Source organism: Streptomyces sp. NPDC111628 (assembly GCF_055635195.1).
The window spans coordinates 411,498-423,324 of sequence record NZ_JBVKBZ010000007.1; the positions used below are offsets into that span (position 1 = coordinate 411,498).

General features: G+C 71.2%; 11 protein-coding genes. 4 read left to right on the forward strand and 7 right to left on the reverse strand.

The genetic code is table 11. The annotated features are described in order from the left end of the window. Nucleotides 1–21 precede the first annotated feature (21 nt). Nucleotides 22–378, reverse strand: coding sequence for a HesB/IscA family protein (locus ACZ7MF_RS34465; RefSeq protein WP_031030770.1), 357 nt, complete (start codon nucleotides 376–378; stop codon nucleotides 22–24). A gap of 274 nt (nucleotides 379–652) precedes the next feature. On the opposite strand from ACZ7MF_RS34465, the gene nadA reads away from it, so the two are divergent. Continuing rightward, the gene (gene nadA / locus ACZ7MF_RS34470) at nucleotides 653–1,837 is read left to right on the forward strand and encodes a quinolinate synthase NadA (protein WP_471482138.1); all 1,185 of its coding nucleotides are present in this window, start codon (nucleotides 653–655) and stop codon (nucleotides 1,835–1,837) included. 79 nt (nucleotides 1,838–1,916) lie between these two features. Here the strand turns inward: nadA and ACZ7MF_RS34475 are convergent, their stop codons facing one another. The 5 genes from ACZ7MF_RS34475 to ACZ7MF_RS34495 all read right to left on the reverse strand — a co-directional run bounded on the left by ACZ7MF_RS34475 (nucleotide 1,917) and on the right by ACZ7MF_RS34495 (nucleotide 8,426). Continuing rightward, nucleotides 1,917–5,042, reverse strand: a complete 3,126-nt coding sequence (locus tag ACZ7MF_RS34475; RefSeq protein WP_471482139.1) for an efflux RND transporter permease subunit — start codon at nucleotides 5,040–5,042, stop codon at nucleotides 1,917–1,919. A gap of 179 nt (nucleotides 5,043–5,221) precedes the next feature. After that, nucleotides 5,222–5,905, reverse strand: a complete 684-nt coding sequence (locus ACZ7MF_RS34480) for a response regulator transcription factor (protein ID WP_356864457.1) — start codon at nucleotides 5,903–5,905, stop codon at nucleotides 5,222–5,224. Further along, on the reverse strand, nucleotides 5,902–7,143 hold the full coding sequence (locus tag ACZ7MF_RS34485; protein ID WP_471482140.1) for a sensor histidine kinase: 1,242 nt from the start codon (nucleotides 7,141–7,143) through the stop codon (nucleotides 5,902–5,904). The genes ACZ7MF_RS34480 and ACZ7MF_RS34485 overlap by 4 nt, the downstream gene beginning before the upstream one ends. 179 nt (nucleotides 7,144–7,322) lie before the next feature. Then, nucleotides 7,323–7,607 carry a PspA-associated protein PspAA gene (gene pspAA, locus ACZ7MF_RS34490; RefSeq protein WP_003976649.1) on the reverse strand — a complete coding sequence of 95 codons (285 nt, stop codon included), beginning with the start codon at nucleotides 7,605–7,607 and terminating at the stop codon, nucleotides 7,323–7,325. Nucleotides 7,608–7,628: 21 nt separating this feature from the next. Beyond that, nucleotides 7,629–8,426 (reverse strand): PspA/IM30 family protein, encoded by a 798-nt coding sequence (locus tag ACZ7MF_RS34495; protein ID WP_471482141.1) that lies wholly within the window; start codon nucleotides 8,424–8,426, stop codon nucleotides 7,629–7,631. A 245-nt stretch (nucleotides 8,427–8,671) separates the two neighbouring features. On the opposite strand from ACZ7MF_RS34495, the gene ACZ7MF_RS34500 reads away from it, so the two are divergent. The 3 genes from ACZ7MF_RS34500 (at nucleotide 8,672) to ACZ7MF_RS34510 (ending at nucleotide 11,397) form a co-directional block, all read left to right on the forward strand. Next, nucleotides 8,672–9,349 carry a DUF3043 domain-containing protein gene (locus tag ACZ7MF_RS34500; RefSeq protein WP_356864464.1) on the forward strand — a complete coding sequence of 226 codons (678 nt, stop codon included), beginning with the start codon at nucleotides 8,672–8,674 and terminating at the stop codon, nucleotides 9,347–9,349. Nucleotides 9,350–9,432: 83 nt separating this feature from the next. After that, entirely contained in the window at nucleotides 9,433–10,134 is a 702-nt protein-coding gene (locus tag ACZ7MF_RS34505) for a class I SAM-dependent methyltransferase (RefSeq protein WP_471482142.1), read from the forward strand. A 174-nt stretch (nucleotides 10,135–10,308) separates the two neighbouring features. Then, the gene (locus tag ACZ7MF_RS34510; RefSeq protein WP_471482143.1) at nucleotides 10,309–11,397 is read left to right on the forward strand and encodes a S1C family serine protease; all 1,089 of its coding nucleotides are present in this window, start codon (nucleotides 10,309–10,311) and stop codon (nucleotides 11,395–11,397) included. Nucleotides 11,398–11,427: 30 nt separating this feature from the next. Here the strand turns inward: ACZ7MF_RS34510 and ACZ7MF_RS34515 are convergent, their stop codons facing one another. After that, the gene (locus ACZ7MF_RS34515) at nucleotides 11,428–11,676 is read right to left on the reverse strand and encodes a hypothetical protein (protein WP_356866027.1); all 249 of its coding nucleotides are present in this window, start codon (nucleotides 11,674–11,676) and stop codon (nucleotides 11,428–11,430) included. Between the last annotated feature and the right edge of the window lie 151 nt (nucleotides 11,677–11,827).

Sequence of the window (11,827 nt, forward strand, 5' to 3'; positions counted from 1 at the left end):
GTGCCCGCCCGGCTCGGCTTGTCAGCTGAAGGAGTCGCCGCAGGCGCAGGAGCCGGTCGCGTTCGGGTTGTCGATCGTGAAGCCCTGCTTCTCGATGCTGTCCACGAAGTCGACGGTGGCGCCGCCCAGGTACGGGGCGCTCATGCGGTCGGTGGTGACCTTGACGCCGCCGAAGTCCTTGACCACGTCGCCGTCGAGGGAACGCTCGTCGAAGAAGAGCTGGTAACGCAGGCCGGAGCAGCCGCCGGGCTGGACGGCGACGCGCAGCGCGAGGTCGTCGCGGCCTTCCTGGTCGAGCAGCGCCTTGACCTTCGACGCGGCGGCGTCGGTCAGGATGATGCCGTCGGTGACGGTGGTGGTCTCGTCCGATACGGACATCTACATCTCTCCCGGGTTGTACGGAGACTGCTTGCCGACGGTTCAACCGACGGAGCCGCGGATTCATTCCGGGCGGGACCGAGTCTTTGTCCTCGGCGTTCCCTTCATGCTCGCACATGCCCGCGCAGACGGTCAGCGGCTGTGGAAGGCCGCCCGGGCACCGGGATTCATGTCACACCGACACTATCGGCATCGTCAAAGTGACGTGAACCGGTTATGATATATAGCGTCAGTTCGACGAAAAGGGTCGACGAAAGTAGAAAGGGTGCGTGTCGTGACCACCGCCCAAACCCAGGAGCTCGACGTACAGCCGACGCCCCTCGCCCTGCTGCTGCTCGGCCGCGAGGCCGACCCGAGGAGCGAGCGCGGTGTGGAGTGTCCCGGTGACCTGCCCTCGCCCTCCGACCCGGACCTGGTCGCCCGCGCCCGTGCGGCCAAGGAGAAGCTCGGTGACAAGGTCTTCGTGCTCGGTCACCACTACCAGCGCGACGAGGTCATCCAGTTCGCCGACGTCACGGGCGACTCCTTCAAGCTGGCCAAGGACGCGGCGGCGCGTCCGGAGGCCGAGTACATCGTCTTCTGCGGTGTGCACTTCATGGCGGAGTCGGCCGACATCCTGACCTCGGACGACCAGAAGGTGGTCCTGCCCGACCTGGCGGCCGGGTGCTCCATGGCCGACATGGCCACCGCCGAGCAGGTCGCCGAGTGCTGGGACGTGCTGACCGAGGCCGGGATCGCCGAGCAGGTCGTGCCCGTGTCGTACATGAACTCGTCGGCGGACATCAAGGCGTTCACCGGCAAGCACGGCGGCACCATCTGCACCTCCTCCAACGCCGAGCGCGCCCTGAACTGGGCGTTCGAGCAGGGCGAGAAGGTCCTCTTCCTGCCCGACCAGCACCTGGGCCGCAACACGGCGGTGCGGGACCTGGGCATGTCCCTGGAGGACTGCGTCGTCTACAACCCGCACCGGCCGAACGGCGGGCTGACGGCCGAGGAGCTGCGCGACGCGAAGATGATCCTGTGGCGGGGCCACTGCTCGGTGCACGGCCGCTTCAGCCTCGACTCGGTCAACGACGTGCGCGAGCGCATACCGGGCGTGAACGTCCTGGTGCACCCGGAGTGCAAGCACGAGGTCGTCGCGGCGGCGGACTACGTCGGCTCGACCGAGTACATCATCAAGGCCCTGGAGGCGGCCCCGGCCGGTTCCAAGTGGGCCATCGGGACCGAGCTGAACCTGGTCCGCCGCCTGGCGAACCGTTTCGCCGACGAGGACAAGGAGATCGTCTTCCTCGACAAGACGGTCTGCTTCTGCTCGACCATGAACCGCATCGACCTCCCCCACCTGGTCTGGACGCTGGAGTCCCTCGCAGAGGGCACCCTGGTCAACCGCATCGAGGTCGACAAGGAGACCGAGGCCTTCGCGAAGCTGGCCCTGGAGCGCATGCTGGCGCTGCCGTAGGCGGTTCCTGCCGCGCGAGAAGCACGGAGGGTGTCCCCACCGGACGGTGGGGACACCCTCCTGCGTTCTGCCGCCGCCGTCAGACCTGCGCCGGCTCCGGCTCGTCCGACGCCTCCGGCTGCGGCGGCACGTCGCCGCCGCCCTTCTTCGCGGCCCGCTTCTTCGCGCGGCGCTCCTTGCGGAGCTCCAGCATCGCGTAGAGGGTCGGGACCAGGAGGAGGGTCAGCAGGGTCGAGGTGATCAGGCCGCCGATCACCACCACCGCGAGCGGCTGGGCGATGAAGCCGCCCTCGCCGGTGACGCCCAGCGCCATCGGGAGGAGGGCGAAGATCGTCGCCAGGGCCGTCATGAGGATCGGGCGGAGGCGGTGGCGGCCGCCCTCGACGACGGCCTCGACGACGCCGTAGCCCTGCTTGCGGTACTGGTTGATCAGGTCGATCAGCACGATCGCGTTGGTGACCACGATGCCGATCAGCATCAGCATGCCGATCATCGCCGGGACGCCCATCGGGGTGCCCGTGGCGATCAGCAGGCCGATCGCGCCGGTCGCCGCGAACGGGATGGACACCAGCAGGATCAGCGGCTGGGCCAGCGACCGGAAGGTGCCGACCAGCAGCATGAACACGATGGCGATCGCCGCGAGCATGGCCAGGCCCAGGTTGACGAAGGCCTCGTCCTGGTCCGCGGTGACGCCGCCGATCTCGGCGGTGGCGCCGGCCGGCAGGTCCAGGCCGTCGATCTTCGACTGGAGGTCCGCGCCGACCGCGCCGGTGTTGTCGCCGGTCGGCTTGGCGGTGATGGTCGCCGCACGCTGTCCGTCGATGCGGGTCATCGAGACCGGGCCGTCCACCAACTGCACGGTGGCGATGTCGCCGAGCCTGGCCGGGCCCAGGTTCAGGGCCTTCAGCTCGGCCATCGTCCGGGCGGGCTGCGCCGACTTGATGACGACGTCACGCTCGGTGTCGTCCAGGGTCGCCTTGGCCGCCGGGGTGCCGCGCACCGCCTGGGCGACGGCCGCGCCGAGGGTCTGGTCGGTGAACCCGGCGTCGGCGGCCTTCGCGTTGGCCTTGACCGAGATGCGCGGCACGCTCTGCGCCAGGTCGCTGGTGACGTCGGTGACGTCGTCGAGGCCCGCGACGGTCTTGCGGACCTGCTCGGCGGCGTTGCGGAGCACCTGCCCGTCGGCCGCCTTGACGACGACGCTCAGGTCCTGGCTGCCGAAGCCGTCACCGGCGGCGATCGTGGTGGTGCCGATGCCGTCGCCGAGCTTCGCCAGCCCGTCCTCGATGTGGTCCTGGACGTCCTCGGCGTTCGCCGAGTCCTCCAGCATCAGCTGGTACGAGGCCTGGTTGGTGTCCGTGCCGCCGCCGAAGGCGGCCATGAAGCCGGACGAGCCGATGGTGACCTGGTAGTCCTTGACGCCCTCGGTGTCGCCGAGGAGCTTCTCGACCTTCGCGGCCTGCTCGTCGGTCGCGCCGAGGCTGGTGCCGGGCTTCAGCTCCTGCTTGACGCTGAGGACCTTCTGCTCGCCCTGGTCGAAGAAGTTGGTCTTCAGCAGCGGCGCCATGCCGAAGGTGCCGACCAGCACGACGATCGCGATGGCCACACTGGTCAGGCGGCGGCGGGTGGCGAAGCGCAGCACGGGGACGTAGAAGCGCTGGAGGCGGCTCTTGGCCTCCTTCTCCTCGGCCAGCCTGCGGGCCTCGGCCGCGTCCTCGGGGGTGCCCTTCGGGGGCCGCAGGAACCAGTACGACAGCACCGGGACGACCGTCAGCGACACCAGCAGGGACGCGAGGAGCGCCGCGGTGACGGTGAGGCTGAAGGAGCCGAACAGCTCGCCGACCATGCCGCCGACCAGACCGATCGGCAGGAACACGGCGACGGTGGTGAGCGTGGACGAGGTGACCGCTCCGGCGACCTCGCGGACGGCGCCCAGGATGGCGTCCTTGCGCTCCTCGCCGTAGCCGAGGTGCCGCTTGATGTTCTCCAGGACCACGATCGAGTCGTCGACGACGCGGCCGATGGCGATGGTCAGCGCGCCCAGCGTCAGCATGTTGAGCGACAGGTCGCGCGTCCACAGGACGATCAGCGCCAGCACCACCGACAGCGGGATGGAGACCGCGGTGACCAGGGTGGAGCGGATCGACGCCAGGAAGACCAGGATGACCAGCACGGCGAAGAGCAGACCGAGCCCGCCCTCCGTGGTCAGGCCGGAGATGGCCTTGGAGACGGCCGGGCCCTGGTCGCTGACGACCGTGAGGGTCGCGCCGGAACCGAGCTGCTCGCGCAGGTCGGGGAGCTTGTCCTCGACGGCGTTCGAGATGGAGACCGCGCTGCCGTCGTGGTCCATCGTCACGGCGACCGCGAGGGACGGCTTGCCGTTGGTGCGGGTCAGGGAGTCGGCCTTGGCCTCCTCCTCCTTGACGGTGGCGACGTCGCCGAGGCGGACCGGCTTGTCGACGCCCTCGCCGGTGATCATGAGGTCCTGGATCTGCTTCACGGAGGTGAAGCCGCCGCCGACCTGGACGGTGCGGTTGGCGCCGCCCTCGTCGAAGGAACCGGCCGGGACGGTCGCGCCGCCCGCCTGGAGGGACTGGGCGAGCGCCTGCGGGCCCACCTCGGCCGCGGCCAGCTTCGCCGGGTCCGGCGTGACCGTGACCTGGACGTCGCGGACGCCGTCGACGACGACCTGGGCGACGCCGTCGATGTCCTTCAGCTCGGAGACGACCGTCTTGTCGAGCTGGTCGGCCAGCGCCTGCTGGTCCTGGTCCGAGGTCACGGCGAGGACGACGGTCGGGATGTCGTCCGTCGAGCCGGAGATGACCTGCGGGTCCACGTCGTCCGGGAGCTGGGCACGGGCCCGGTTCACGGCCTGCTGGACGTCGGCGACGAGCTGCTGGGTGTTCGGGCCGTAGTCGAAGGACGCCATGAGGACGGCGTTGCCCTCACTGGCCGTGGAGGTGACGCCCGAGATCCCGTCGACGGCCTCGAGGCTGTCCTCGATCGGCTCGACGACCTGCTTCTCGACCACGTCCGGCGAGGCGCCCTGGTACGGAGCCAGCACGGACACCATGGGCAGTTCGATGGTGGGCAGCAGCTGCTGCTTGAGCTGGGGGATGGCGATCGCGCCGAAGACGAGCGCGACGATCGACATCAGGCCTATCAGGGCCCGTTGCGCGAGGCTGAATCTCGACAGCCAGGACATGGATCAGGGTCTCTCTTCTGTGGCCGAGCGGGGGACGGGGCACATGGCAGCGCCGGTCGCGGGCACACAGCTGAGCGCCCACCCCAACACCCTGGGCCATGGGTGGCCCCGTATCCCTAGGCCCCAGGTCCATTTCCTTATCCCGCGCCTACTCCCTCCGCAGTACACGCGGGTAGAGGTCACTCCACCCTTGGACGGACCAGCCCGGATTCGTAGGCGATGACGACCAGCTGGGCCCGGTCGCGGGCGCCCAGCTTGGCCATGGCCCGGTTGACGTGGGTCTTCACGGTGAGCGGGCTGACCTCGAGGCGCTCGGCGATCTCGTCGTTGGAGTGCCCGCCGGCCACCTGGACCAGGACCTCGCGCTCACGCACGGTGAGTGACTCGAGACGCTCGGCGCGGGCCGGGTCGCGGTCCTCGTCGGTGGTGTCCTGCTGGGCGAGGAAGCGGGCGATCAGCCCCTTGGTGGCGGTCGGCGACAGCAGCGCCTCGCCCCCGGCCGCGACCCGGATCGCGCTGAGCAGTTCCTCGGGCTCGGAGCCCTTGCCGAGGAAGCCGGAGGCGCCGGCGCGCAGCGACTGCACCACGTAGTCGTCGACCTCGAAGGTGGTCAGTATGACCACGCGGACGTGGGCGAGGGACGGGTCGGCGCTGATCATGCGGGTGGCGGCGAGACCGTCCGTGCCGGGCATCCGGATGTCCATCAGCACCACGTCGGCCCGCTGCTCGGCGGCCATCCGGGCCGCCTCCGCGCCGTCGGACGCCTCCCCCACCACCTCCATGTCGGGCTCGGAGTCGACCAGCACCCTGAAGGCGCTGCGCAGCAGCGCCTGGTCGTCGGCGAGCAGGACACGGATCGTCATACGGGGTCCTTGGTGGCGTCGGTGGCGGCGTCGGTGCGGTTCCTGACCGGAAGGATCGCATGCACGCGGAAACCGCCTCCGTAGCGGGGACCGGTGGTGAGGGTGCCGCGCACGGCGGTGACGCGCTCGCGCATGCCGAGCAGCCCGTGTCCGCCGCCCTCGGCGGGGAGATCGGCGGCCTCGCCCTCCGAGGTGCCGTCGTCCAGCACGGTCACCTCGATGTCCGGCCCGACCCGTACGACGCTGACCTCGGCCTTCGCCTGCCGACCCGCGTGCTTCTGCACGTTGGTCAGCGCCTCCTGGATGATGCGGTAGGCGGCCAGGTCGACGGCGGCGGGCAGTTCGGTGCCCTGGTCGGTGCGGGCCACCTCGACCCGCAGTCCGGCGTGGTGGAAGGTGCCGACGAGGTCGTCGAGGCGGGCAAGGCCCGGGGCGGGCTCGGTCGGTGCCTCCGGGTCGCCCGACTGGCGGAGCAGACCGACGGTGGCCCGCAGCTCGTCCAGCGCGGAACGGCTGGCCTCCCGTACGTGGGCGAGCGCCTCCTTGGCCTGGTCGGGCCGCTTGTCCATGACGTGCGAGGCGACCCCGGCCTGCACGTTGACCAGGGCGATGTGGTGGGCGACCACGTCGTGCAGGTCGCGGGCGATGCGCAGCCGTTCCTCGGCCACCCGGCGGCGCGCCTCCTCCTCCCGGGTGCGCTCGGCCTTCTCCGCCCGGTCCCGGATGGCCTGCACGAAGGCGCGGCGGCTGCGGACGGCGTCCCCGGCGGTGGCGCCGATGCCGGTCCAGGCGAAGACGGCGAGGTTCTCCTGCGCGTACCAGGGCAGGGGGCCGGCCAGCATGGCGGCGCCGGTGAGCACGGTCATGGTGAGCAGGCCGACCCGCCAGGTGGTGGGCCGGTCGGTGGAGGCGGCGACGGTGTAGAGGGCGATGACGGCCGACATGACCACCGGGGCGCGCGGGTCGCCGGTGGTGCTCTCGACGACGGAGACGCAGCCCGTGACGACGAGGACCGCCATCGGCTGGCGGCGCCGGAAGGCGAGCGCGGCCGCGCCGGCGGTCATGAGGGCGAGACTGAGCGCGTCGGGGGTGCGCAGCCCCCAGCTGACGCCCTCCGGTCCGTGCGGGTCCACGAAGGAACCGGCGACCATGCAGACCAGGACGACCACCGCGAGGGCGGTGTCCATGGTGGAGGGATGGGCGCCGAAGACGCAGCGGGCTCTGGCGAGGGTGCTCACGGTTTTTTACGGTAGCTGGAGTCGGGGTGTCTTTTGAGTGGGCCCGCATTCAGTGGGCGTTGGCCGGGGGCTGCGCCCCCGGACCCCCGCTTCGGCCTGCAGGGCCTCGTCCTCAAACGCCGGACGGGCTGTGATTGCCGACCTGCGTCACCAGGCGCAGAACCAACCACCCGTGTCCCTCACGCGCCGCCCGGGATGAGGCCGTCGTCGCTCAGGAGCTCCTGGACCTCCTCCAGGGTGGCGTCCGGGGAGGGGAGGATGAGGTCGGACGGCTCCAGGGTGTCGTCCGGGAGCGGCTCGCCCAGTTCGCGGACCTTGGCCAGGAGGGCCTGGAGGGTCGCGCGGAAGCCGGGGCCGTCGCCGTTCTCCATCTCGGCCAGGAGTTCGTCGTCCAGCTTGTTCAGCTCACCGAGCCGGCCGTCGGCCAGCGTCAGCTGTCCCTCCCCCATGATCCGTACGATCATGTCGGCCCTCCTAGCCGTGGGCTACTGCTTGTCGAAGCGCGGGGTGTCCTGCGGCTGCTGCTGGGACTGCGAGGAGGCCTGGCCCTCTCCCTGGCCGCCCTCGATGGCCTGGCGGTCGGAGGTGGAGCCCCCGGCCAGCTCGGCCTTCATCCGCTGCAGTTCCAGCTCTACATCCGTACCACCGGAGAGCCGGTCCAGCTCGGCCTGGATGTCGTCCTTGTGCATGCCGGACTGGTCGTCGAGGGCGCCGGAGGCGAGCAGCTCGTCGATGGCGCCGGCCCGGGCCTGGAGCTGGGCGGTCTTGTCCTCGGCCCGCTGGATGGCCAGGCCGACGTCGCCCATCTCCTCGGAGATGCCGGAGAACGCCTCGCCGATGCGGGTCTGCGCCTGGGCCGCCGTGTAGGTGGCCTTGATGGTCTCCTTCTTCGTGCGGAAGGCGTCCACCTTGGCCTGGAGGCGCTGGGCCGCAAGGGTGAGCTTCTCCTCCTCGCCCTGGAGGGTGGCGTGCTGCGTCTCCAGGTCGGTGACCTGCTGCTGGAGCGCGGCGCGCCGGGAGAGCGCCTCGCGGGCCAGGTCCTCGCGGCCCAGCGCCAGCGCCTTGCGGCCCTGGTCCTCCAGCTTGCCCGACTGGGACTGGAGCTGGTTGAGCTGCAGCTCCAGTCGCTTGCGGCTGGTCGCCACGTCGGCGACGCCGCGGCGCACCTTCTGCAGCAGCTCCAGCTGTTTCTGGTACGAGTAATCGAGGGTTTCGCGCGGGTCCTCGGCCCGGTCAAGGGCCTTGTTGGCCTTCGCGCGGAAGATCATCCCCATACGCTTCATGACACCGCTCATGGGCTTCGCGCGCCCCCTTCTGACCGACTCCAGCTCCAGCGACTGCAACAGAACCCACAGTACGGGCCCTGCATCCATTACCGCACTGTTCGGGGACGGATGCGCTCATCCCCAAGGACGACTGCGTACGTTCCCCGTCCGGCGCAGGGAGTAGGTGCTCCCCGGGGTTGTCCGGAAAATCCCGGTGTCCCGGGTTGTACGCGGCATCCGCTCCGTACATCCGCTCTGTCCCCATACAGACGACCGGCGTTGCCGGATCGTTCCCCGCCGGACTGGGGTCCACACCCCCGCACCCCGTACCCTTGGGTTTTGTGTTCCGTAGCCGTGCCAAGGATGAGAAGGCCCAGAGCGCCGTCAGCGCGCAGGTGACCGACTCCAATCAGCCCCGTGACCCGCAGGCCCCCAAGGGAAGGCCCACGCCCAAGCGCAGTGCGGCCCAGTCCCAGCGCCGCAGCGTCGCCAATACGCCGATGACCCGCAAGGACGCCTCCAAGCGCCAGCGCGAGGAGCGGCGGACCGCGATGGCCCGGCAGCGCGAGGCCCTCGCGAAGGGCGACGAGCGGTACCTGCCGGCCCGCGACAAGGGCCCGGTCCGCAAGTTCGCCCGCGACTTCGTCGACTCGCGGTTCAACATCGCGGAGTACTTCCTGCCGATGGCCGTGATCATCCTCGTGCTGAGCATGATCCGCGTGGCCTCCCTGCAGAACGTCGCGCTGCTGCTGTGGCTGGTCGTGATCGTGCTGATCGTGGTGGACTCGATCGTCACCGGCTTCCGGCTGAAGAAGCGGCTCGCCGAGCGCTTCCCGGACGAGCGCCGCCGCGGTGCGGTCGCGTACGCGCTGATGCGCTCGCTCCAGATGCGCCGGCTGCGGCTGCCCAAGCCCCAGGTCAAGCGCGGGGAGCGGCCCTGAGCACGACGCCGTTCACCGAGGGCGCGGCCGAGACCTGGACAGCGGGACTGTCCGGGCTCCGCAACGTCGTACGGCAGGAGCTGGTGGCCCGGCAGCTGGACGAGCAGATAGCCGGGCGTTTCGCCGTCGGCCGGCGGCTGCGCGTGCTCGACGTCGGAATGGGCCAGGGCACCCAGGCGCTGCGGCTGGCACGGGCCGGGCACCAGGTGACCGGCGTGGAGCGGGACGCGACGATGATCGCCGCCGCGCGCGACGCCCTGGCCGGCCAGCCCGAGGGCATCCGGGAGCGGATGCGGATCGTCGAGGGCGACGGCCGGGACACCGGCGTGCACTTCCTGCCGGGCAGCTTCGACGTGGTGCTGTGCCACGGCGTGCTCATGTACGTCGAGGAACCCGACCCGCTGCTGGCGGGGCTGGCCCGGATGCTCGCACCCGGCGGCCTGCTGTCGCTCGTGGTGCGCAACGGCGACGCGCTCGCGCTGCGCCCCGGCCTGCACGGCGACTGGCCGGGCGCGCTGGCCGCCTTCGACACCACGAACTACCGCAACCGCCTGGGCCTCGACGTCCGCGCGGACCGGCTGGCGACGCTGACGGCGAAGCTCGCGGGCATCGGCGCACCGCTGCACACCTGGTACGGCGTACGGGTCTTCACGGACACGGCGCCCGACGGGGCCGCGCCCCCCGCCGGCCTCGAGGCCCTGCTGGCCGCCGAGGAGCGGGCCGGCAGGACGGACCCGTACCGCTCGGTCGCGGCGCTGCTGCACCTGTGCGGGGTGCGCGGCTAGGGGCTGTCGTCCGGATCGGGCCGGCTCGGGGCGACAGTGCCTTGCTGCCGACCCGAGCGGGGGGCGTGCAGCTGCGAGGCAGACGAGGGCGAGGCACCACCACCCGCCCGGCCGCGGCGCCCGTTCGGGTGTGCACCGGGCGCCGGGCGCCGGGGGCGCGGTGAGACTCGGGCCATGGACACTTCCCGCACCCGTCTGCGCCGTCTGCTCGCTCCGGTGGCCGTTCCGGCCTGCGCCCTGTTGCTCGCGACCGGCTGTTCCGACGCCGGTGCGGGGGCGGACCGGGGTTCGGGCAGCGCGCGGGAGGGCGACACGGCGCAGGCCGCGGCGCCGCGCGCGGCCAGTGAGCTGGAGGCCGACTACGAGCGGGTGATCAAGGACGTACTGCCGTCGGTCGTACAGATCCAGGCGGGCGACTCCCTGGGGTCGGGGGTCGTGTACGACGACAAGGGGCACGTCGTCACCAACGCGCACGTCGTCGGGGACGGCAAGTCCTTCCGGGTGACGACGGCCCGCGCCGAGGGCGCCCTGACCGCGAAGCTGGTCTCCTCCTACCCGGAGCAGGACCTGGCGGTCATCAAGCTGGACAAGGTGCCCGAGGGCATGAAGCCGGCCCGCTTCGGGGACTCCGCGAAGGTCGAGGTCGGGCAGATCGTGCTGGCGATGGGTTCGCCGCTCGGTCTGTCCTCCAGCGTGACGCAGGGCATCGTGTCGGGGACCGGGCGGACCGTGACGGAGGGCAGCAGCGGGGGCGGCACGGGCGCGACCATCGCCAACATGGTGCAGACGTCGGCGGCCATCAACCCCGGCAACAGCGGGGGCGCCCTGGTGAACCTGGACGGGCAGGTGATCGGCATCCCGACGCTGGCGGCGACCGACCCGGGCCTCGGCGACAGCGCGGCGCCCGGCATCGGGTTCGCGATCCCGGCGTCGATGGTGTCGACGGTGGCCGGGCAGATCGTCAAGGACGGCAAGGTGACCGACTCCGGCCGCGCCGCGCTGGGCATCACCGCCCGTACGGTCGTCGACGACAGCTACCGCCCGGCCGGGGTGGCCGTCGTGGAGGTGAGTGACGGCGGGGCCGCCGACGACGCCGGGCTGCGTCCCGGGGACGTCGTCGTCAAGCTCGGGGACACGGACATCACCACCATCACCTCGCTGTCCGAGGCGCTGGCGTCGATGCGGCCGGGCGACCGGACGAAGGTGACGTACACCCGGGACGGCAAGGAGCACACCGCCGAGGTGACGCTCGGCGAGCAGTGACGGGGGCGGAGCCGCCCCCGCCCCCGGGCCTCAGGCCTCGGTCCCCGCCTCGGCCTCGGCATCGGCCTCCGCCTCCTCGGCGTGCAGGCTCATCGGGCCGTAGATCTCGGTGGAGTCCTCGAAGAGCCGCACCTGGTCGGTGCCGCCCGCCTGGAGGTCCTTCCACTGCTCCCCGATCCAGGACTCGGCGTCCCCTTGCGTGGTGAACTCCTCGGGCTGCACCGCGGGCTGGACCTCCGTCCCGTCGGCCGTCTCGAACCGCCACGTCCATGCCGCCATGTACGCCTCCAAGATGTGAGCACATGCAGAGCGGAAGCCGGATCTTGATCCGCTCTCCGCCCGCAGCCTATGCGCTGAACCGGGCGCACCGTAGAAGGCCCGGGGAGAAGGCCCCGGAGGGGGACCCCGGGGACGAGAACGGTCGCGGCGC